The 21,078-nt window shown below is 74.4% G+C and carries 21 protein-coding genes; 10 read left to right on the top strand and 11 right to left on the bottom strand.

Annotated elements, in window-relative coordinates:
• Nucleotides 1-180: cold-shock protein (locus IF01_RS0106025; RefSeq protein WP_030392683.1), on the bottom strand; the 180-nt coding region annotated here is incomplete at its 3' end.
• A gap of 377 nt (nucleotides 181-557) precedes the next feature.
• On the opposite strand from IF01_RS0106025, the gene IF01_RS0106030 reads away from it, so the two are divergent.
• The 3 genes from IF01_RS0106030 to IF01_RS0106040 all read left to right on the top strand — a co-directional run bounded on the left by IF01_RS0106030 (nucleotide 558) and on the right by IF01_RS0106040 (nucleotide 1,900).
• Complete coding sequence (locus tag IF01_RS0106030) at nucleotides 558-782, top strand: hypothetical protein (protein WP_030392229.1); 225 nt, start codon at nucleotides 558-560, stop codon at nucleotides 780-782.
• Between the two features lie 215 nt (nucleotides 783-997).
• Nucleotides 998-1,156, top strand: a complete 159-nt coding sequence (locus tag IF01_RS47375; protein WP_208624287.1) for a hypothetical protein — start codon at nucleotides 998-1,000, stop codon at nucleotides 1,154-1,156.
• Nucleotides 1,157-1,204: 48 nt separating this feature from the next.
• Nucleotides 1,205-1,900, top strand: a complete 696-nt coding sequence (locus IF01_RS0106040) for a 2-phosphosulfolactate phosphatase (protein ID WP_030392230.1) — start codon at nucleotides 1,205-1,207, stop codon at nucleotides 1,898-1,900.
• 71 nt (nucleotides 1,901-1,971) lie between these two features.
• Here IF01_RS0106040 and IF01_RS0106045 read toward each other — a convergent pair whose 3' ends face one another.
• The 4 genes from IF01_RS0106045 to IF01_RS0106060 all read right to left on the bottom strand — a co-directional run bounded on the left by IF01_RS0106045 (nucleotide 1,972) and on the right by IF01_RS0106060 (nucleotide 5,474).
• The gene (locus IF01_RS0106045) at nucleotides 1,972-2,916 is read right to left on the bottom strand and encodes a hypothetical protein (RefSeq protein WP_030392231.1); all 945 of its coding nucleotides are present in this window, start codon (nucleotides 2,914-2,916) and stop codon (nucleotides 1,972-1,974) included.
• Nucleotides 2,913-3,434, bottom strand: a complete 522-nt coding sequence (locus tag IF01_RS0106050; protein WP_030392232.1) for a SigE family RNA polymerase sigma factor — start codon at nucleotides 3,432-3,434, stop codon at nucleotides 2,913-2,915. Before IF01_RS0106050 ends, IF01_RS0106045 begins: the two co-directional genes overlap by 4 nt.
• A 144-nt stretch (nucleotides 3,435-3,578) precedes the next feature.
• Nucleotides 3,579-4,925 carry an FAD-binding oxidoreductase gene (locus tag IF01_RS0106055; protein ID WP_030392233.1) on the bottom strand — a complete coding sequence of 449 codons (1,347 nt, stop codon included), beginning with the start codon at nucleotides 4,923-4,925 and terminating at the stop codon, nucleotides 3,579-3,581.
• A 165-nt stretch (nucleotides 4,926-5,090) separates the two neighbouring features.
• A complete protein-coding gene (locus tag IF01_RS0106060) occupies nucleotides 5,091-5,474 on the bottom strand; it encodes a VOC family protein (RefSeq protein WP_030392234.1) in 384 nt (127 codons plus the stop codon).
• A 117-nt stretch (nucleotides 5,475-5,591) separates the two neighbouring features.
• Between IF01_RS0106060 and IF01_RS0106065 the strand changes: the two genes are divergently transcribed.
• From IF01_RS0106065 to IF01_RS0106095, 7 genes are all read left to right on the top strand, one after another.
• Nucleotides 5,592-6,299 carry a TetR/AcrR family transcriptional regulator gene (locus IF01_RS0106065; RefSeq protein WP_244215448.1) on the top strand — a complete coding sequence of 236 codons (708 nt, stop codon included), beginning with the start codon at nucleotides 5,592-5,594 and terminating at the stop codon, nucleotides 6,297-6,299.
• Between the two features lie 78 nt (nucleotides 6,300-6,377).
• Entirely contained in the window at nucleotides 6,378-6,809 is a 432-nt protein-coding gene (locus IF01_RS0106070; protein WP_030392236.1) for a GNAT family N-acetyltransferase, read from the top strand.
• Nucleotides 6,810-6,951: 142 nt separating this feature from the next.
• Nucleotides 6,952-7,509 carry an SRPBCC family protein gene (locus IF01_RS0106075; RefSeq protein WP_030392237.1) on the top strand — a complete coding sequence of 186 codons (558 nt, stop codon included), beginning with the start codon at nucleotides 6,952-6,954 and terminating at the stop codon, nucleotides 7,507-7,509.
• 121 nt (nucleotides 7,510-7,630) lie between these two features.
• Nucleotides 7,631-9,211, top strand: coding sequence for a class I adenylate-forming enzyme family protein (locus IF01_RS0106080; RefSeq protein ID WP_030392238.1), 1,581 nt, complete (start codon nucleotides 7,631-7,633; stop codon nucleotides 9,209-9,211).
• A complete protein-coding gene (locus IF01_RS0106085; RefSeq protein WP_030392239.1) occupies nucleotides 9,208-10,443 on the top strand; it encodes an FAD-dependent monooxygenase in 1,236 nt (411 codons plus the stop codon). Before IF01_RS0106080 ends, IF01_RS0106085 begins: the two co-directional genes overlap by 4 nt.
• Nucleotides 10,440-12,668, top strand: coding sequence for an FAD/NAD(P)-binding protein (locus IF01_RS0106090; RefSeq protein WP_078879777.1), 2,229 nt, complete (start codon nucleotides 10,440-10,442; stop codon nucleotides 12,666-12,668). The genes IF01_RS0106085 and IF01_RS0106090 overlap by 4 nt, the downstream gene beginning before the upstream one ends.
• Entirely contained in the window at nucleotides 12,665-14,080 is a 1,416-nt protein-coding gene (locus IF01_RS0106095) for a nitrosuccinate lyase (protein ID WP_030392241.1), read from the top strand. The genes IF01_RS0106090 and IF01_RS0106095 overlap by 4 nt, the downstream gene beginning before the upstream one ends.
• Nucleotides 14,081-14,176: 96 nt before the next feature.
• Here IF01_RS0106095 and IF01_RS0106100 read toward each other — a convergent pair whose 3' ends face one another.
• From IF01_RS0106100 to IF01_RS0106125, 6 genes are all read right to left on the bottom strand, one after another.
• Nucleotides 14,177-15,592 (bottom strand): aldehyde dehydrogenase family protein, encoded by a 1,416-nt coding sequence (locus tag IF01_RS0106100; protein ID WP_051754973.1) that lies wholly within the window; start codon nucleotides 15,590-15,592, stop codon nucleotides 14,177-14,179.
• Nucleotides 15,592-16,704 carry a phenylacetate--CoA ligase family protein gene (locus tag IF01_RS0106105; RefSeq protein WP_030392243.1) on the bottom strand — a complete coding sequence of 371 codons (1,113 nt, stop codon included), beginning with the start codon at nucleotides 16,702-16,704 and terminating at the stop codon, nucleotides 15,592-15,594. The genes IF01_RS0106100 and IF01_RS0106105 overlap by 1 nt, the downstream gene beginning before the upstream one ends.
• A 17-nt stretch (nucleotides 16,705-16,721) precedes the next feature.
• Complete coding sequence (locus IF01_RS0106110; protein ID WP_037779168.1) at nucleotides 16,722-17,132, bottom strand: YybH family protein; 411 nt, start codon at nucleotides 17,130-17,132, stop codon at nucleotides 16,722-16,724.
• Between the two features lie 8 nt (nucleotides 17,133-17,140).
• Entirely contained in the window at nucleotides 17,141-17,944 is an 804-nt protein-coding gene (locus IF01_RS0106115; protein WP_030392245.1) for an arylamine N-acetyltransferase family protein, read from the bottom strand.
• 177 nt (nucleotides 17,945-18,121) lie between these two features.
• Nucleotides 18,122-20,155, bottom strand: a complete 2,034-nt coding sequence (locus tag IF01_RS0106120) for an anthranilate synthase family protein (protein WP_369826086.1) — start codon at nucleotides 20,153-20,155, stop codon at nucleotides 18,122-18,124.
• Nucleotides 20,148-20,921 carry a 2,3-dihydro-2,3-dihydroxybenzoate dehydrogenase gene (locus IF01_RS0106125; protein WP_030392247.1) on the bottom strand — a complete coding sequence of 258 codons (774 nt, stop codon included), beginning with the start codon at nucleotides 20,919-20,921 and terminating at the stop codon, nucleotides 20,148-20,150. The genes IF01_RS0106120 and IF01_RS0106125 overlap by 8 nt, the downstream gene beginning before the upstream one ends.
• Nucleotides 20,922-21,078 lie beyond the last annotated feature (157 nt).

The raw sequence follows: 21,078 nt of genomic DNA on the forward strand, positions 1-21,078 counted from the left end.
CTGCGGGCCCTTCTGGCCCTGCGTGACGTCGAACTCGACCTTCTGGCCCTCGAGCAGCTCGCGGAAGCCGTTGGCGTTGATGTTCGAGTAGTGGGCGAACACGTCCGGACCGCCACCCTCCTGCTCGATGAAGCCGAAGCCCTTTTCCGCGTTGAACCACTTCACAGTGCCGTTAGCCATTTAAAAATCCTTCGAATGGGACGTCCGAAACTCACAGGTCGCGAGTTTCGCGTCGCCGCGATGATGACCCACCCGGGAAAAAATGGCCGGGTAACAAAATACGCCTGCGGTCAGAACCAGCAGGCGCACACAAAGTTCATGGGAACCACAACTGCAACTATCACGACTGTAGCAGGGTCCGCACCCCAACGGGGGAGTTCTCCTCGGCGAGTTCGCCGGCGTGGCTCCGGCCTGCGGCGCCGCCGGGCAGTGGCGCCCGCCGGCGGGCCCCCGTGCGCCCGGGGTGCGCACCGCGGGCCGCCTCCGGCGGCCAAGATCCAAAATATCCGGCGGATCAAGCCACCCGCTCCGCCGAAATCAAGCGCATACTGGCCAGGATGACGAATTCAGCCGCGCCCCGGCGCCACCTCCCCACCAGCCCCTTCCGTCGGGCTCCGGCCCCGCCGCCGCCCAAGGTATTCGCTGTCGGAGACCGGGTGACGCACGACGAGTACGGCCTCGGCCGCGCCATCGGTGTCGAGGGCGAACTCGCCGTTCTGGTCGACTTCGGCTCACGAACGGAGCGGATCACTGCACCCTTCGCCAAGCTCTTCCGGCTGTGACCCCTGGCGCCCGGTCGACTCGCACGCCGACCGGCGCGAGGGCGGACAGCCCTCGACCCCGCCCATCAGAAGCATGAGGACGTGCGGCGCCGGTTGACGCCGGTGCCGACGCCGCCCCGCCCCGGAGAGCCCGCTCTCCGGGCCTTCCGCATGTCCGGGACCGGTGGCGGACTGCGCTGACGAGCACTGCCCGGCAGACCCAGGAGACCGCGCGCATGAACCCGGAGCACTTCGCCCTCCTCGACGAAGCCCGCCGGAGCCGGCCCGACGGCACGAAGTACCACCGCCGCGAGGACATCGGGTTCGGCGAGAGCCTGCACATCCCCGAGCCGTTCGGCTTCGACCTGGTCACGGGTGACCTGCTGCCGTACTGACCCGAAAAGGGGTGGGCCGGGGAGGCGGGGGCCGCGATCATGGCGGGCATGGACTCCAGTTTTCTCGCGATCGACGAGGTGGCCGAGGTTCCGGCGGTCGCGGTCGTGGTCGATGTCATGCGTGCGTTCACCGTGGCCGCCTGGGCGTTCGAGCGGGGGGCCGAGAAGATCGTTCTGGCCGGGTCGCTGGACGAGGCGTTGGCGCTCAAGGCCCGGCGGCCGGGGTGGGTGGCGCTCAAGGACGGGGCGGCGGCGCCCGGGTTCGACGCCGTCAACTCGCCGGGACTGCTGCGGGACGTGGACCTCGGCGGGCGGACGGTGGTGCAGAAGACCACGGCCGGGACGGTCGGCGCGCTCGCGGTGAAGGACGCCCCGCTGGTGCTCTGCGCCGGCTTCGTGGTGGCGGGGGCGACGGCCCGGCTGCTGCGGGACCGGGGGTGCGGGAGCGTCACCTATGTGGTCACCGGCGAGGACGGGCGGGCCGAGGAGGACCTGGCGTGCGCCCAGTACATCGCCGGGAGGGCCGCCGGGGACGGGACGCACGCGGACGCGTACCTCCGCCGGGCCGCGGGGTCGCGGGCCGCCGCCGAGCTGGCACAGGGGGTGCGTGAGGGGGCTCATCCCGACGACGTCGCGCTCTGCCTGGAACTCGACCGGTTCTCCTTCGCCATGGTGGCGTCCCAGGAGGACTCGCTGACGGTGCTGCGGCCGGTCGCCGTGCCCGCCGCGCCCGCCGAGCTCTGACCACCACGCCGGCGGGCCCCGGGGAGCGAACTCCCCGGGGCCCGCCGGGTCGGACCGGGGTCAGCGGGCGGTCAGTTCTCCGCCCAGCCCTTCTTGCTGCCGATCAGGGAGCCGTCGGCCGCGTAGAGGCGGAGTTCGGCGGCGACGCCGCGCTTGGCGGCGCCGATCCAGCGGGCCTCGGAGTCGCCGAGGGACAGGATGGCGGGCTCGGCGGTGACGCCGTCGGCCCACTCGATCACGGCCCGGGCGACGCCCGGGGGCACCAGGCCGATGTCCACCTTGGGGACGGTGTACAGCGGGTCGTCGGTGCCGTTCTTGGCCTGGGCGCCGAACCAGAAGTGGCCGAAGTCGTCGTGCGCCGTGCGGTCCGCGTAGAAGAAGCCCACCGGAGTGCCGGGCGGCGCGACGAAGGTCTCGTCGGAGCGCGCGAGCCGCTTGCCGTCCTGGATGTAGTAGAAGACCACGTGGTCCGCGTCCGGCGTCCCGTACCGGGTGACGTACTCCTCGGTGGGCGCGGGCCAGGGGGAGCCGGCGTCGGCGTCCTCCTGCCAGATCAGCCGGGCCTGCTCGCGGATCCGCTCCTTGCCGGGAGCGGGCCACAGGGCCGCCCAGACGCTCCAGGGCTTGCCGTCCTTGGTGCCGGCGAGCACCTGGATCCGGGTCGGGACGAGCGGGTCGCGGGGGGCGCCCGGGGTCGCGGCGGGCCCGCCGGCGGCCGGGGACAGCACCGTCGACACATTCGCGCTCGACGCCACGACCGCGGTGCCGCCGGCCCGTCCGCCGAGCCCGCCGACTCCCCCGTTCACCGCCGCCACGCCGCCGAGGGCGGCGACCAGGGCCAGCGCCATCGCCCCGCCCAGGGACGTCCGCCGCCGGACCACCCGCCTCCGGCCGCCGGCCAGCACCGCCCCGTACGGCGCCGGGCCGGTCTCCATCGTCTCCACCAGCCCGGCCAGGGCCCGGGCCACCTCCTCGCCGCCCGCCACCCCGGTCGCCTGCGCCTCGTCGCGGTTCATGCCGCACCTCCGATGCTCGTCATGGTGATGAGTGAGGAGAGCTCGCGAAGCTTGGCGATGCCCTTCGACGCCTGGCTCTTGACCGTGCCCACCGAACAGCCCATGGCGGCGGCGGCCTGGGACTCGCTCAGGTCCTCCCAGTAGCGCAGCACCACCGCCTGCCGCTGGCCCGGCGGCAGGGTGCCGAGCGCCTCCAGCAGGGCGGCCCGCTCGTCCAGGCGGGCGAAGCCGTCCGGGCCGGTGCGGTCCGGCACGGCGTTGACCAGCTGCTCCGGGACCCTGCGCCGGAAGCGGCGGGCGTGCTCGTTGATGACGATCCGGCGCACGTAGGCGTACGGCTCGTCGGCCTTGGTGACCCTCCCCCAGGCGGCGTAGGTCCGCTCCAGTGCGGTCTGCACCACGTCCTCCGCGAGGTAGCGCTCCCCGGTCAGCAGGAACGCCGTTCGCATCAGACGTGGCCAGGCACCGGTCACGAACGCGTTGAACTCGGCGTCCCGCTCGGCCTTCTTGGCTCCCATGAGTACCTCCTCGTCCACCCAGAGCCCGTACCGGCCGCGAACCGTTGCCGGGGCGGTCCGCGGAGTGGTCCGCGAGGGCAGTCCGAACGGGCAGACGAGGAGGTCAGGAGCTTGGAGGCGAGAAGGCTACAGGGACCGGGCGGGTCAGCCGGCGGGCGGGATGTTGAAGTTGAGCCGGAAGAGGTTCCCCGGGTCGTACACCGCCTTGAGCTCGGTGAGCCGCCGGTGCACGGGCTCCGGGTAGGCGGTGCGCACGACGGCCGGGTCGGCGTCGTCCAGGCCGAAGAAGTTGGCGAGCGCGCCGCCGGTGGACCACGGGCGCAGCCGCTCGTGCAGGGCGGCGTGCGCGGTGCGCAGCCCCTCCAGCGGGACCGGGCCGATCATGCTGGTGGAGAAGGCCAGGTAGCCGGCGTCCCGGCCGCCGACGGCGTTCGGCACCGCGGGCTCGCGCGAGTAGGCGCCGCCCTGGAGCCGGAACTCCACGATCAGCGGGCTGTCGGCGTCCGGTCCGGCGAGTTCCAGGACGGCGTCCGCCGTCGCGGCGGTGAACTCGCGCAGGGCGGTGTTCCGGTCGTACGCGGGGTGCGCGAACGGCGGCTCGTGGTGGATCGTGCCGGCCTCGGTGAAGGGCAGCTCGCGGACGGTGTCGAGGAGCGGGGTGCCGAAGGCGCGCAGCGGCCGGACCCATTCCTCGCCCTGCTCGGCCGGGCCGCTCCAGGCGACCCGCAGCACGACGGCGTAGCGGCCGCGGATCGGCTCCGGTACGGCGTCGATGTCGGGGTAGCCGATCAGCTGGGCGGAGGTGGCGAGCTCCTCGGGGACGGTCCGGCTCCACTCGGCCCAGCCGTGCAGCGCGGCGGCGGCGGATTCGGCGGGGTAGTAGAGGCCGCCGCCGTAGAGGCCGGTGCAGGGGACGAGGTCGATCTCCATCGCGGTGACGATCCCGAAGTTGTCCTTGCCCCCGCGCAGGGCCCAGAACAGGTCGGGTTCGGTCGCGGGGCCGGTCTCGACCAGGCGGCCGTCGGCGGTGACGACCTCCAGTCGGCGGACGTGGTCGGCGGCGAAGCCGTGGCGGCGGCCGAGCAGGCCGATGCCGCCGCCGAGGGTGTAGCCGACGGCGCCGACGTCGGGGTTGGAGCCGCTCAGCGGGGCGAGGCCGTGCGGTGCGGCGGCGTCGAGCACCTGGCGCCAGCGGACGCCGGCGCCGACGGTGGCGGTCCGGGCGACCGGGTCGACGGTGACCTCGTCGAGGGCGGCGGTGTCGATCACCAGCTGGCCGTCGGTGGGGACGGAGATGCCGTGGCCGGTGGCGCGGACGGCGACGGCGAGGCCGTGCTCGGCGGCGTACCGGACGGCGGCGATCACATCGGCGGTGTCGGCGGCGGACACCACCAGCGCCGGGCGGTGGTCCAGCGCGAGGTTGTAGCCGGTCCGTCGGGCGTCGTACTCGTCGTCTCCCGGCCGGTGCACCGGCCCCTTGGTCTCGATCATGCGGGGAGGCTAACCCGCGCGGGGGCGGAGCAATCCCGTCCGTATCCGATCTCTGTCAGGTCGTCGGCGAACGGGTTCTGACGGACGGTCACGGATGCGGAACCCGGCCGCGGCCTCCCCCCGGGGGCCGCGGCCGGGCAGTCGTGGGCGCCGCGCCCGTGGGCGCTAGCGGCTGTCGCCGGAGGCGCGGGTCATGATCTCCAGGTTGTGGCCGTTCGGGTCCTCGAAGTAGGCGCCGCGGCCGCCGAACCAGTCGTTGACCCGACCGGCGTGGCGGTGGAACGGGTCGGCCCAGTAGGTGATCCCGCGGTCCTGGACCCGGCCGAGGATCTCGTCGAACTCCTCGTCGCCGACCAGGAAGGCGTAGTGCCCGGCGGGGACCGGCCCGTCGATCCGCATGACGTCCATCGCGACGTCGTTGGCGAGCCGGACGACGAGGAAGGGCTCGCTGCGCACGGGAGCGGCCAGACCGAGGATCTCGGTCAGGAAGCGCGCGGTCTCCTCGTCGTCCCGTGCCGGGACGATCGTGTGGTTCAGCTGAACGGCCATGGAACGCTTCCCTCCTGGGACTTCCGGACGTACCGACGAGCGTAGGACTTGAAGTCCGCTTCACGTCAAGCATGTCGTAAACTACACGATGTAGTGCACTGCAAGGAGGATTTCCCCGTGACCGAACAGCCCGCCCCGGCCGCGAGACCCGCCGCCCCGGACGCCGACCCGGCCGGCACCCCGGACGCCGCCCCGGCCACCGGGCGCCGCGGCATGCCGGAGAAGCGGGTGGCGATCGCCCGCGCGGCCCGCACCGTGTTCGGCCGCGAGGGCTTCACCCGCACCAGCGTGGACGCCATCGCCGCCGAGGCCGGCGTCTCCAAGCGGACCATCTACAACCACTTCGCCGACAAGGAGCAGCTGTTCCGGTCGGTGATCCTGGAGGGCGCCTCCACGGTGGCCGCCACCCAGGCGAAGATCGCCGACCGCCATCTGCGGAAGATCGTCGACCTGCGCACCGACCTCGTCGACTTCGGCCTGGAGCGGGTCGACTCGCTCACCACCTTCGCCGAGCACTGGGCGCTGGTCCGCACCATCGAGGCCGAGGCGCTGCACATCCGCCCGGCGGTGCTGGAGGCCTGGCAGGAGGCCGGCCCCCGGGAGACCCACCGGGTGCTGACGCACTGGATGGCCGAGTTCGCCGAGCGCGGGCTGCTGGTGGTGCCGGACCCGGCCGAGGCCGCCCGGATGCTCAACCTGCTGACCTTCCTCGCCGTCGCCCAGCCCACCTTCTACGGCGCACTGCCGATGCCGGCCGAGCGGATCGCCGAGGTCGTGGAGCACGGCGTGGCGGCGTTCCTCGCGGTGTACGGCGCACCGGCCTAGCCCGACCACCAGGGACAGCAGGACCAGCAGAACCACCAAGGCCGGCAGGACCACCACGACCGTCGGGGGGCACGGGAGATGGAACTCAGCTTCGTGGACGTCGGGCCGGACGGGCCCGCGCTGCTGCGGGACGTCGCACCGCTGCTGCTGGCGCTGCGCCCGGCGCTCGGGACGGACGGCTTCGCCGCGTTCGCGGCCGAGGCGCACGCCCAGGGGCTGGTGTTCACCGCCGCGTACGACGGGCGGCGGCGCTGCCTGGCGGTGGCCACCCACCGGGTGCTGGCCACCAGCCGGGGGCGGCTGTTCTTCGTCGACGACCTGGTGACCGCGCCGTCGGCCCGCTCGGCCGGGGTCGGCGGGCGGCTGTTCGCGGTGCTCCGGGAGCGGGCCGCGGCGGCCGGCTGCGTCCGGATCGAGCTGGACTCGGGGACGGCCAACCACGGCGCGCACCGCTTCTACCACGCGCACCGGATGGCGGTCACCGCGCTGCACTTCGGCCTCGAGCTCTAGGGACGGCGGGCCACCTCCTTAGCATCCGGCCGGTGGCCCCCGAACCGGTTCCGGGCGCGATGTGTCAGGTCCACGGCCGGACTTGACGGACCCGTCGGCACGCCTTTGACCCTCCCGCGGGCCGCCGCCCAGGATTCCGGCCATGGGAGAAAACACCGCAGAAAACGCCCCGCTTTTCCGTTCCCGGGCCGAGATCCGGATTTCCGCCACCCCCGACGAGATCTATTCGGTGATCAGCGACCTCCCGCGCTGCGGCGAGTGGAGCCCGGAATGCCAGGGCGGCAGCTGGATCTCCGGCGCGCCCGCCGAGGTCGGTTCGGTGTTCCGCGGCGAGAACCTGCGCAGCCCGGACGTGGTCGCCTGGGCGCCGGTGGTCCGCGGCACCTGGTACACCCACGCCGAGGTGGTCGCGGCCGAGCCCGGCCGGACCTTCCGCTGGGCCATGCGGGACACCGGCGGCCGCGCCCAGGACAGCGTCTGGGCCTTCGACGTGGCCCCCGGCGCGGAGCCGGACGCGGACCACAGCGTGCTGGTGCACCACTTCCGGATGGGCGCCGCCACCGAGGGCATCCGCGGCATCACCGCCGGGATGGACGAGGACGAGAAGCGCCGCTTCTTCGCCGAGTGGGGCGAGAAGGTCGCGGCCGACCTCGGGGTGACCCTGGAGCGGATCAAGCAGGTCGTCGAGAAGGACCGCTGAACCGGATCCCCCCCTGGAACTGAATCCGAAAAAGGCTCCTGGCACGAAGTCCCGGCGGCACATCCCCCGGGACGAAACCCCTGAAAGCACAGCGACCCTAATCCCACGAGAGGGCGGAACGGTGCTCCTTCAGCGCATTGCCAACCGGGGAATCCGACTGGGCACGCTCTTCGAGCGGGCCGCCGTCCGGAACGGCGCGAACGTGGTGATCCTCGACCACGACCTCGACATCGCCCCCGAGCTGGGCCGGCGGTCCACCGTCGCCGAGCTCGCCGACCTGGTCGACGACCACGCCTCCCGGCTGTGGGCCGCCGGGGTCCGACCGGGCCGCCGGGTGGTGGTCCACAAGTCGAACAGTTTCGACATCACCCTGCTCGCCTGCGCCACGGCCCGGATCGGCGCCGTCCCGGTGCTGCTCTCGCCCTATCTGGACGGCGCGACCGTCGCCGAGCTGGTCCGCCGCACCGACGAGCCGTTCCTGGTCACCGACGCGGTCAAGCTCGCCAAGGACCTGCCGGCCGAGGTCTTCGAGCTGGCCGCCACCGTCCTGCTGGCCTCCGGCAGCCACCCCGGCGCGGTCGAGCTGGCCGCCCTGGCCGGCTCGCCCCGGGTCGCGCCGGTCACCGCGCCGCCGGACCACCCGACCCTGATCACCCACACCTCCGGCACCACCGGCACGCCCAAGCTGGCCGTGCACACCGGCCGCACTCTGGAGGCCCGCTACCGGCCGCAGGCGCTCGTCCTGCGCCCGGTGGTCCCGGGCCGGGAGACCATCGCCATCCATGTCTCCTTCGTCCACTCCCGGCTGATCACCGCGCTGGCGATCTCGCTGTTCCGCGGCTTCCCGATCCTGGTGCTGGCCCACTCGGAGCCCGGGCACGTGGCCGAGCTGTTCGCCCGGCTGCGCCCCGGGATCCTGGAGGCCCACCCCAACTCCTTCATGGAGTGGGAGGAACTCGCCGGGGACCCGCGCCGCCCGCTGGCCAACGTCAAGCTGTTCTCCTCGACCTTCGACGCGATCCACCCCCGCACCGTGCGGACCATGCTCGCCGCCTCCGCCCGCACCGCGCCGGTCTTCGGCCAGCTGTACGGGCAGAGCGAGGTCGGCCCGGCGGTGGTGCGCTCGTTCTCCCGGCGGCGCGGCGCGGACGCGGACGGCCGCTGCGTGGGCATGCCCTTCCCCGGCTTCACCGACGTCCGGGTGGTGAGCCGCAACGGCCGGCCGCCGTCGGCGGAGAACCCCGGGTACATCGAGGTCCGCAGCGACGGCCGGATCGTCACCTACCTCGGCGAGCAGGCCCGGTACGACCAGCAGGTCGAGGACGGCTGGTGGCGGATGGGCGACGTCGGCTACCGCACCCGCTGGGGCTGTGTGCACCTGCTGGACCGCGAGGTCGACCTGATCGAGGGCTTCGGCTCCACCCTGGCCGCCGAGGACGCGCTGTTCGCCCGCCTCCCCCAGCTCGCCGAGGTGGTGATCGTCCCCGGCGCGGACGGCCGGGCGGTGCCGGTGATCTGCACCAAGGACGACCTGCCGGTGGCACCGGCCGCCTGGCGGGCCGCCGCGGCGGGTCTGCCGCCGATGGCCGATCCGGTGCAGTGGCGGCTGGGCGAGCTCCCGGCCACCGCCACCACCAAGATCAAGCGGCTGGAGCTGGCCCGCCGGCTGGCGGCCGCCGAGGACGACGGGCCGGTCCGGTGACGGCGCGCCACGACGCCCCGGCCACCGTCCTGGTGGCCGGCGGCGGGATCGGCGGACTGGCCGCCGCGCTGGCCCTCGCCCGGGCCGGCCACCGGGCGGTGGTCCTGGAGCGGGCGCCGGAGTTCGCCGAGATCGGGGCGGGCATCCAGATCGCGCCGAACGGCATCCTCGCGCTGGAGCGGCTGGGCCTCGGCGACGCCGTCCGGGCGGCCGGGGTGCACATGGCCGAACTGCGCTTCATGGACGGCGTCACCGGCGAGCACGTCACCAGCCTGACCCTCACCGAGCGCTACCGGCAGCGGTTCGGCAACCCGTACGTGGTGGTGCACCGGGCCGAGCTGCACGGGCTGCTGCTGCGCGCCTGCCGGGACGAGCCGCGGATCGAGCTGCGCGCCGCGACCGCCGTCACCGGCTACCGGCAGGACGCCGGGGGCGCCACCGCGCTGCTGGCGGACGGCGGCTCGGTGCGCGGCGACGTGCTGCTCGGGGCGGACGGCATCCATTCGGCGGTCCGCGCCCAGCTGGTCGGCGACGGCGAGCCGCGGATCTCCGGGATCACCGTCTACCGGGCGGTGGTCCCGATGGAGCTGGTCCCCGAGGAGCTGCGGCTGCCCACCTCGGTGACCTGGTGGACCGGCCCGCACTGCCACTTCGTCCACTACCCGATCGCCGGCGGGGCGTTCCTCAACCTGGCCGCCTCCCGGGACAACGGCGCCACCGAGGCGCTCGCCGGGGTGGCGGTGGACGAGGAGCTGGTCGGGGAGCAGCTGGCCGGTCTGACCGCGCCGAACGCCCGGCGGCTGCTGGCGCTCGGCGAGGGCTGGCGCTCCTGGGTACTGGTGGACCGGGACCCGGTGCGGCGGTGGACGGACGGCCGGGTGGCGCTGCTGGGCGACGCCGCGCACCCGATGCTGCACTACGCGGCGCAGGGGGCCTGTCAGGCGCTGGAGGATGCCGTTCTGCTGGGCGAGTTGATGGTCGAGACCACTGAACTCACCGGCACCCTTGCCAGGTTCGCCTCCGAACGGCAGGCTCGTACGGCGGCGGTGCAGCGTGCCGCGCGGGAATCGATCCGGCTCTGGCACCCCGCGGGCGAGGCCGCGCGGACCAGGAACCGGCTGCTCGGAGCGCTCTCCGAGGGCGACTTGCACGAGCGGGTGGCCTGGATGCACGGCGTCAAGACCTTTTCATCATCGGATGATCACAACTACGATTTCGAGCCGTGGGCATGATCGACAGTCACCTCCAGATCTGCGTCATCGGCGCGGGTCCTCGCGGTCTATCGGTGCTGGAACGACTCTGCGCGAACGAACGGTCCAGCCCCTCCGGGGCCACCGTCACCGTGCACGTGGTGGACCCGGCACCCCCCGGAGCGGGCCGGGTCTGGCGCACCGACCAGTCCCGACACCTCCTGATGAACACGGTGGCCTCACAGATCACCGTGTACACCGACGACAGCGTCCGGATCGACGGGCCCGTCGAACCCGGTCCCAGCCTGTACGAATGGGCGAAGTCGCTTGCCCCCGAGGGCAGTCCCGACCGGGACCCGGACCCGGCCCGGAACGGACCGGGCGGCAACGGACCGGGCGGCAACGAACCAGGCGTCCACGAACCGGCCGGCCGGGGACCGGACGGGCACGGACCGGGCGCCCCCGGCCGGCAGCCGGACGGCCCCGACGGGGCGGCCCTGGCCGAGGCCGCCGCCCTCGGGCCGAACACCTACCCGACCCGCGCCTTCTACGGCCACTACCTGCACGCCGCCTTCCGCGCCGTGGTCGCCGCCGCCCCGCCGACCGTGACCGTCCGGGTGCACCGCTCCCGGGCGGTCGCGATGGCCGACGCGCACGGCTTCCCCGGCGGCCCGCAGGGCGTCCGGCTGGAGGACGGCACCCGGCTGAACCGGCTGGACGCCATCGTGCTCGCCCAGGGCCACCTCCCCGCCCGGCCCACCCCGCGCGAGGCCCGCACCGCCAGCCTGGCCAGGATCCACCACCTCGACTACATCACCCCCGCCAACCCCGCCGACGTCCACGTCACCGCCCGCCCGGGCCAGAGCGTCCTGCTGCGCGGCCTCGGCCTCAACTTCTTCGACCACATGGCCCTGTTCACGCTCGGCCGGGGCGGCCGGTTCGAGCAGACGGACGGCGGCCTGGTGTACCGGCCCTCCGGCGCCGAGCCCCGGCTGTACGCCACCTCGCGGCGCGGCATCCCGTACCACGCGCGCGGCGAGAACGAGAAGGGCGCGTACGGCCGCCACCTGCCCCGGCTGCTCACCACCGAGGTGGTCGCCGAGCTGCGGGAGCGCACCCGCCGGGGCGGTCCGGTGCGGTTCGCCACCGACCTCTGGCCGCTGGTCTCCCGCGAGGTGGAGGCCGTCTACTACGGCGCGCTGCTCACCGCCCGGGCCCGCGGCGCCGAGCGCGAGGCGTTCACCGACCGCTTCCTGACCGCCGAGGACCCGGCCGCCGTGCTCGACGAGCACGGCATCCCCGAGGCCGACCGCTGGAGCTGGGACCGGCTCTCCCGCCCCTACGCCGGGCGGGAGTTCACCGACCGCGCGGACTTCCGCGACTGGCTGCTCGAGCATCTGCGCCAGGACGTCGCCGAAGCCAGGGCCGGGAACCTCAGCGGCCCGCTCAAGGCCGCCCTGGACGTGCTGCGCGACCTGCGCAACGAGATCCGGATGGCGGTCGACCACAGCGGCATCGCGGGCGACTCCTACCGGGACGACCTCGACGGCTGGTACACCCCGCTGAACGCCTTCCTCTCCATCGGACCGCCGGTGGAGCGGATCGAGCAGCTGATCGCGCTGATCGAGGCCGGGGTGGTGGAACTCCTCGGCCCCGGCACCGAGATCCGGATCGACCCGGTCGACCCGGCCTTCGCCGCGCACTCGACCGCCGTCCCGGGCCCGACGGTCCGGGCCACCGTGCTGGTCGAGGCCCGGCTGCCGGAACCCGACCTGCGGCGCACCGACGACCCGCTGCTGCGGCACCTGCTGGACACCGAGCAGTGCGCCACCTACCGGATCCCCGGCCCCGCCGGGACGGGCTACCCCACCGGCGGCCTCGCCGTCACCGAGCGGCCCTACCGACTGCTGGACGGCCGCGGCCGGGCGCACCCGCGCCGCTTCGCGTACGGGGTGCCGACCGAGTCCGTGCACTGGGTCACCGCGGCGGGCATCCGGCCCGGCGTCGACTCGGTGACCCTCGGGGACTCCGACGCCATCGCCCGGGCGGTGCTGGCGCTCTCCCCCGCGCCCGAGTGGCCGACCGCCGCGGCCGGGTCCGCCGGCTCGGCGGAGTCCACCGGGGCGGCCGGGCCCGCCGGGCCCGTGGTGACGGCCGAGCCCAGCGGACCGGCGGTGTCCGCCGGGTCCACCGGGTCGGGGCGGTCCAACGGCTCCGTAGAGTCCGCCGGGTCAGCCGAGTCCGAACCGAGAGGCGTCGTCGTATGACCGCACACCCCAGCCCGCCGGCCCCGGCGGAGCCCGACACCGGCCTGCTCTCCCCCGTCCGGGCCGGCACCCCGGTCGAGGCGGCCGTGACCGACCGCGCCTGGCTCCAGGCCATGCTGGACGCCGAAGCGGCCCTGGCCCGTGCCCAGGCCGGCCTGGGCACGGTGCCGCCCGCCGCGGCCGCCGCGATCACCCGGGCCGCCCGGGCCGAGCGGTTCGACGTCCGCGAGCTGGCCCTGGCCTGCCGGGAGACCGCCAACCCGGTGGTCGGCCTGGTCCAGGCGCTGACCCGGGCGGTGGCCGCCGAGGACCCGGCCGCCGCCGAGTACGTGCACCGCGGCTCGACCAGCCAGGACATCCTGGACACCGGCGCCATGCTGGTCGCCGCCCGGGCCCTCACCCTGATCCGCGCCGACCTCGGCCGCACCGCCGACGCGCTCGCCGGCCTCGCCGCCGAGCACCGGGACACCGTGCTCGCCGGGCGCACCCTCGCCCTGCACGCGGTGCCCACCACCTTCGGCCTCAAGGCGGCCGGCTGGCGCCGACTGGTGCTGGACGCCGACCGCCGGCTCGCCGCCGTCCTCGCGGACGGGCTGCCGGTCTCGCTGGGCGGCGCCGCCGGCACCCTGGCCGGCTACCTCGAGTACGCCCGGCTGGACGGCCCCGACCCGGAGGTGGACGCCGGCGACTACCTGGACCGGCTGCTGGACGCCTTCGCCGCCGAGACCGGGCTCGCCCGGCCGGACCTGCCCTGGCACGCGCTGCGCACCCCGATGGCCGACCTCGCCGCCGCGCTGGCCTTCACCGCCGGCGCGCTCGGCAAGATCGCGGTGGACGTGCAGTCACTGACCCGCACCGAGGTCGGCGAGGTGGTCGAACCGGCGGTGGCCGGACGCGGCGCCTCCTCCGCGATGCCGCACAAGCGCAACCCGGTGCTGGCCACCCTGCTGCGCAGCGCCGCCCTCCAGGTCCCGGTGCTCGCCGCCGGACTGACCCAGTGCCTGGTCACCGAGGACGAGCGCTCGGGCGGCGCCTGGCACGCCGAGTGGCTGCTGCTGCGCGAGTGCCTGCGGCTGGCCGGCGGCGCCGCGCACACCGCGGTCGAGCTGGCCGCGGGGCTGGTGGTCCGGCCGGAGCGGATGCGGGCCAACCTGGAGCTCACCGGCGGCCAGCTGGTCTCCGAGCGGATCGCCGCCCGGCTGGCGCCGAAGCTCGGCAAGGCGGTGGCCCGGCAGCTGCTCACCGAGGCCTCGCTGACCGCCGACCGGGAGGGCCGGCCGCTGGCCGAGGTGCTCGCCGAACAGGACGGGCTGGAGGGGCACTTCACCGCCGCGGAGATCGCGGAGCTGTGCGACCCGGCCGGGTACACCGGCATGGCCGGCGCCCTGGTGGACCGGGCGCTGCGGCACTGAGCGAGCCCGGGAGAACGGAGCGGGGACCTCGCGGGCACACGCCCGCGAGGTCCCCGTCCGGGCCGACCCCGGACCAGCGCCGGTCCGGCCGCTGCTTCAGTCCCGGATGACGGTCTTGGTCCGCATCAGGAACTCCCCCAGGTAGCCGTCGTGCGGCACCCCGGGCCGGATCCAGTACGTCGGGTGGTCGCCCCGGTAGACGTTGCTGATGCTCGGCTCCCGGAGCAGCCGGTCGAACAGCGCGTCGTCCCCGGTGAGCGCGGTCAGCACCAGCGAGTTCCGCAGCGGCGCCACCCCCGCCTCCGGCGTCCACGGCGCCACCCAGACGCAGGGGAAGGCGAGTTCGACGCCGGTCTGGTCGGCGTCCGGCCGGTCCAGCTGGTGCACGGCCGGGCGCAGCACCGCGCTGCCGTCGCCGAGTTCGGCCACCACGCCGTCCCCGCCGAGCCAGGCCCTGGTGCCGGCCGCCCGGCGCAGCAGGTACGCCTCGATCGCCCGGGCCTCGGCCACCGGCTGGACCGAGAGCACCGCCTTCTCGTCCTCCGGCGGCAGGCTCGGGATCCCGGCCAGCCGCTCCGCGATCGCCCGGGCCAGCGGCGCCGGGTCGCCCTCGACCAGCACGGCGGTGGCGTTGATGCAGGCCACGCCGCCCTGGTGGGCGATCGAGTCGACGATGGTGTCCAGGTGCTCGCGCCAGTCGGTGTCCCGGGTGACCAGGATCTTGGACCGGCCGGGGCCCTGCGGCAGCACGGTGCTGCCCGCGTACTTGCGGACCACCTCGTCGCCGCCGTAGACCATGCCCAGGTCGGCGCCGGCCAGGATCTCGTCCGCGGCCTCGTGGTCGGTGGGCAGCAGCATCACCTGGTCGGCGGCGAAGCCCGCCAGCCGCAGCGCGGTGACCAGCCGGTGCGGGGTGAGCGGCTCACGGCGGGAGGGGCGGACGGCGACCCGGTAGCCGAGTGCCAGCGCCTCCAGCCAGAGCCCGTGCGGGCCGGGGTGGTTGCCGGCCGCGTGGACGGCGAAGACCTCGCCGCGACGGGTCCAGACGGCGCTGCCGTCGAGGGTGGCGCCGTCCCGCCAGTCGCTCACCGCGCCGGCCGGGCGGGCCCGGTAGGCGGACCAGCCGGCCTTCTCGGCCGAGTCGGCGATGGCCCGGGTGGCGTCCCGGACGACCGTGATCGGCACCCCGGAGACCCGGGCCACGGCGCGCTCGTAGGACGGGAAGTCCAGGCCGTCGATGGTCTCCGAGGTGAAGATCCGGCCGGCCCGGGCCAGCGCGGCGAAGCGCTCCTCGGCCGGCAGCGACTCGGCCGCGTGCAGGGCGCGCATCGCCCGGGTGACGAACAGCTTCGGGACGAGGCTGAGTTCGGCGAACGGCGCGCCGGTGACGTCGGTCACCTCGGTGCGGCGCCGGGCCCGGAACGGCTCGCCGGGGCCGAGCGCGTCCAGTTGGAGCAGCGGCTGCTGCGCGGGCGGCTCGGACTGTGCGGGCGGCTGCGCGGGCTGCGTCATCAGTACACCCCCTCGATCACGGTCTCGTTGTCGAACTCCTGGACCGGGGCGATGTCCGCCACCGCGTCGCCGAGGTGCCCGGGCAGCGCGGCGATCCGGGTGCCGTGGTCGCGCTCCAGGTTGTTGGGCATCAGCAGGCTCTTGGACACGTGGTGCATGACCACCTGCCCGCGCTCGCCGTACTCCACCGTCCGCCCGGTCTCCGGGTCGATCACGCCGAAGCTCATGTACGGCGAGTACGGGTCGTAGACGCAGGGGTCGTCGTCGGTCAGCCCGTGCCGCTCGCTGGCGTTGCCGAGGATCATGGTCGAGCCGTAGCCGCTGTAGAGCACGGCGTTCGGGAAGACCTCGGTGCGGTAGAGGTGGCGGGTGTCCGGGTCCATCTGGGTGCCGACCCAGTTGATCGCCCGGATCTTCTCGCCGACCAGCTTGGCGAGGCCGTCGCGGCGGGCGATCCGCTCCAGCACCGGTGGGGTGCACATCAGCACGCCGATGTCCTGGGTCTCCAGCAGGTACGCGACCTGGTCGACGATGTGCTCGGCGTACGCGCCGGCCTCGGCGCCCTTGCCGTCGGCGATCAGCCGCTTCACCCAGCGCGGGTCGAGGTCGACGGTGAAGGACAGGCCGCCGCGGTAGGCGGTCTGGGCCTTGATCACGTCGCCGACCATGTGCGGGCCGGTGGGGGCGACCACCAGCCAGTTGACGCCCTGCGGCACGCCGTGGCCGTCCAGTTGGGCGCTGGACCAACCGAGCAGCCGGTCCAGCCAGTCGCGCAGCAGCACGATCCGCTTGGGCGCGCCGGTGGTGCCGCCGCTCTCGTAGACGCCGACCACCTCGGGGCGGTCGCCGTAGCCGCGCGGGATCAGGTCCTCGACCCGGGCGGTGCGCAGTTCGCCGGCGAGGTTGGGGAACTTGGCGAGGTCGGCGTGGGTGCGGACCTCGGTGAGCGGGTCGAAGCCGAGGCCCGCGGCCCGGGCCAGCCAGAACGGCGAGCCGGTCTCCGGCGAGAAGTGCCAGCGCATCGCGGCGCGCAGGTACTCGTCGGGGTCCGGCACGGCGTCGAACGGCAGGTCGAGCAGCGGGTCGGCGGCGGGGTTGGCTGCAGCAGGCACAGCGGTCCTTCCTCGGGTCAGCGGGCGGTGCCGGGCGGGTTGTCGATCGCGTAGCGCCAGCGGCCGTCGGCGCCGCGCCGGGCGACGTCGGTGGCCGTGCCCTCGTCGCGGAGCGGACCGTCCGGGCCCTCGCCCTCGATCAGGTAGTCCCCGATCAGCAGCGCGAGGTCCCCGGCCACGTAGCACTGCCGGACCTCGATCCGGATCGGCAGGCCGAAGGCGAGGAAGCGGCCGGTGGCGGCCCGCCGTTCGTCGCCGGTCACCACCTCGCCGGGCGCGTTGACGAAGACGGCGCCGGGCTCGAAGAGCCGCTCCACGGCCTGCGCGTCACCGGCGTTGAAGGCCGCGGCGAAGACCAGCGGCAGTTGGGCCGGGTCGGTGGGCGGCAGGCCGGCGTCCGGGCCGGTTCCGGTCGTGGGAGTGGTCATGGCGGGGCTCATCCCGTCTGGACGGCGGCGGTGACCCCGCCGGACGGCTGGTCGGGCAGCCGGTCGAGGCTGAACCCGAAGTGGGTCTTGTACGCCTCCAGGACGGCGTCGTCGGTGCCGAACTCCTGGGTGCCGCGCTCTCCGCCGGCCACCGTGGAGAGCTGGTTGCCCTTGAGGGTGATCCGGCCGTCCTCGGTCCGCAGCGAGCAGAACACGTCCTGCAGGAACGGGGATTCGGGCGCGGTGCGGTACCACCAGAGGGTCGGGCGGAAGTCCTCGATCCGCACCGGGCGGTCCTCCAGCCGGTACAGCGGCTTGCCGTTGAGGAACACGTCGAAGCCGCCGCCCTCGACGTCGGCCAGCCGGTACTCGCCGTCCGGGTCCTGCTGGACCTCGCGCGAGGCCAGCCGCAGCGGGTGCCGGCTGTTGCGGCCGAAGCCGGTGTCGACCAGCCACTGCTCGCCGTCGACGGTGACCCGCAGGGCGAGGTGGCACAGGGCCGCGCCGAGGGTGCCGCCGGGGCGGTGGACCCGGCCGGGGAGGATCTCCACCTGGTAGCCGAGGGCGGTGAGCAGGAACGAGAGGGCCGGGTTGACCTCGTAGCAGCCGCCGCCGCGGCGCTGCCGGACGATCTTGTCGAGGACCTGCTCGTCCATGTGGATGGGCTCGTCGAGGTGGTAGCCGAGGTTCTCGAACGGCACGGACAGCACTTGCCGTTCCTGGAGGTGGGTGAGCGCGGCGAGGTCGGCCCGCTCGGGCCGTTCGGCGCCGATCCGGGCGAGGTACGCGTCCACCATGGCGTCGTCCAGCACGGTGATCTCCTCTTGTCGGGTTCCGGTGGTCCGGTGCTGCGGTGGTTCGGTGGTCCGGTGGTCCGGTGCTGCGGTACTGCGGTGGTCAGGTGTTGCGGTGGTCCGGTGCTGCCGCCGGGTTTTCCGGCTCCGGTAATCCTTTTCCGGATGGAACGGTTGTGGGACGTGTACAACCCGTCAGGGGAATTCGGGAGCCCCGGGCGCTATTCGAACGGAGTCCGGCAATCCGAGCGCGTGAGCGATCAGATCACCGGTGATCCGGACTCCGCCGAGGGTGAGCACCGACTCGGCGTGGAACTGCACCGAGGCGAAGCCCGGCCCGCGCAGCGCGTGCACCTCGCCGGTCGCGGCGTCCCCGGCGACCCGGACCGCGCCGCCGCCGGGCGCCTCGAACTCCGCCGGCCCGCCCGGGCAGGCGTCCCACACCGCGGCGAAGGTGTTGTAGAAGCCGACCCGCTCGGCGGCACCGAACAGGTCGACCGAGCGCTGCACCCCCTGGTTGGGCACCGCGCGGCGGACCAGCGGCAGCCCCAGCTCGGCGGAGAGCACCTGGTGGCTCAGGCAGACCGCCAGGAACGGCCGCCGCGCGTCCAGCAACTCCCTTGCCGCCGTGCGCAGATGGGCGATCTTCGGATGGGAGGTGTCGCGCGGGTCGCCCGGACCGGGCCCGAGCACCACCAGGTCGGCCCCCTCGCGCGAGTACGGCTCGTCGAACCGCCGCACCACGACCTCCGGGCCGAGCGCCCGCAGCTGGTGGCCGATCATCGCGGTGAAGGTGTCCTCGGCGTCCACCACCAGCACCCGCAGGCCCGCCAGTTCGGGGCGCGGACGGGCCCGTCCGGACACCTCGGCGAGCCAGAAGCCGGACAGGTCCCGGTTGCGCCCGGCCAGGGCCGCCCGCACCTCGGGGTGCGCGGCGAACCCGCCCCGGCGGCCGTCCACCGGGGTGGACGACCCGGCCGCCCCGGCCCCGCTCGCGGCGAGCAGCCCGGCCGCCTTGGCGCCGGTCTCGGCCACCTCGGAGCGCGGGTCCGAGTGCCGCACCAGGGTCGCCCCCACCCCGATCCCCAGCCGGCCGGTGGCCGGGTCGATGTCGGCGGTGCGGATCAGGATCCCGGAGTCCAGGGAGCGCCCGCCGGCCGTGTCCCGGCCGATCAGCGCGGCCACCCCGCTGTAGTAACCCCGGCCCCCGGGCTCGTACTTGGCGATCACCCGGGCGGCGGACTCCAGCGGGCTGCCGGTGACGGTGGGCGCGAACAGGGTCTCGCGCAGCACCTCGCGCGGGTCCCGGGTGGTCCGGCCCTCGATGAAGTACTCGGTGTGCGCGAGCCGGGCCATCTCCTTGAGGTACGGGCCGACCACCCGGCCGCCGCCCGGGCAGATCCGGGCCATCATCTTGAGTTCCTCGTCGAGCACCATGCAGAGCTCGTCGGTCTCCTTGCGGTCCGCCAGGAACTCCAGCAGCCCGTCCAGCTCCGGCCCCTGCTCCGGGTAGCGGTAGGTGCCGCTGATCGGGTTCATCACCGCCCGCCCGCCGTGCACGCTGATGTGCCGCTCGGGCGTGGCGCCGACCAGGGTCCGCTCCCCGGTGTGCACCAGGAAGGTCCAGTAGGCGCCGGTCTCCCGCTGGAGCAGCCGGCGGAACAGGGTGAGCGCGGCGGCGGTGGTGTCCCCGCCGACGGCGGCGACGAAGGAGCGTTTGAGCACGAAGTTGGCGCCGGTGCCCTCCCCGATCTCCTCGGCGAGCACCCGGCGCACGGTCTGCGCGTACTCCTCGTCGCCGATGTCGAAGGCGCCGCCGGTCAGGTCGACCGGGCCGTCGGGGAGGCGGTCGAGCAGCTCGGCGAGCGGCAGCTCGGACTGCTCGGTGACGGTCAGCGCGAGCAGCGGGGTGCCGTCGTCCGGCGCCTCGAAGCCGCGCTCGGCGATCTGCCGGTAGGGGACCAGGACGAGCAGCTCGTGCCGCTCGCCGCCGGGCCGTTCGCCACCGGAGGGCGGGGCCGCCGCCGGCAGGTCGGCCAGTGGCAGATCGGCCAGCGTGGCAGGCGCCGACACCTCGCCGAGCAGCAGCTCGACGACCCCCGGGCCGGTGGCCTCGGGCCGGTGCAGCAGCGCGAACGCGGGCGGCCGGGCGGCCAGCACCCGGCCCAGCGGGTCCAGCGGGTCCAGCGGGTCCAGCGGGTCCAGCGGGGAAGGGGTCGCGTCACGCACCGAGCCCGGCACCCCCGTCCACCGTGAGGTCGTGCAGGGTGATGTGACCCGCCTCGTCGGACAGCAGGAAGGCGACGGCGTACGCGACGTCCTCGGGCCGGGCCAGCTTGCCGAGCGGGATGCCGACCTTGAAGGCGGAGGGCACCCCGGCGACGGTGGCGGCCCGGCCGTCGACGCCGTCGGCCCACATCCCGCTGAGCATCGGGGTGTCGGTGGAGCCGGGCGCGACCACGTTGCAGCGGATCCCGTAGCGGGCGACCTCCAGGCCGAGGCTCTTGGTGAAGTGGGTGGCCGCCGCCTTGGAGGCCGCGTAGGCGGCCATCTCGGCGCGTGGGGTGAGGCCCGCGTTGGAGGCGACCGTCACGATCGCGCCCCGCCGGCGCGGGATCATCCGGTGGACCACCGCCCGGGAGACCCGGAAGACGCCCTCCGCGTTGATCGCGAAGGTGGTCCGCCAGTCCTCGTCGGTGAGGTCGCGGACCTCGCCGAGCCGCAGCACACCGGCGTTGTTGACCAGGTGGTCGATCGGGCCGAGCTCCCGCTCGGCGGTGTCGACGGCGGCCTCGACCGAGGCGCTGTCGGTGACGTCGGCGGGGACGGCCGCGACCGTGAGGCCCTCGGCGGCCAGCTTGCCGGTGAGTTCGGCGAGGCGGTCGGCGTCCCGGTCCACGGCCGCGACCAGCGCGCCGCGAACGGCCAGCAGCCGGACCACGGCGGCGCCGATGCCGCCCGCCGCGCCGGTGACCAGTGTCACCTTGTTTCTCATGTGCGGACCTCCCTGGGGGACGCGGACCAACAGCTCGGGCCGCGGGTGGGTTGGGGGTGGTGCACGGGTCGGAACGGGATGGTGCGAGCGGTGCAGGGAGTACGGGACGTGCAGGCGGTGCAGGGCATGAGGGGCGTACGCGGCCCGGGCGGCCGCG

It is taken from the genome of Kitasatospora purpeofusca (assembly GCF_000718025.1).
Lineage (GTDB): Bacteria > Actinomycetota > Actinomycetes > Streptomycetales > Streptomycetaceae > Kitasatospora > Kitasatospora purpeofusca.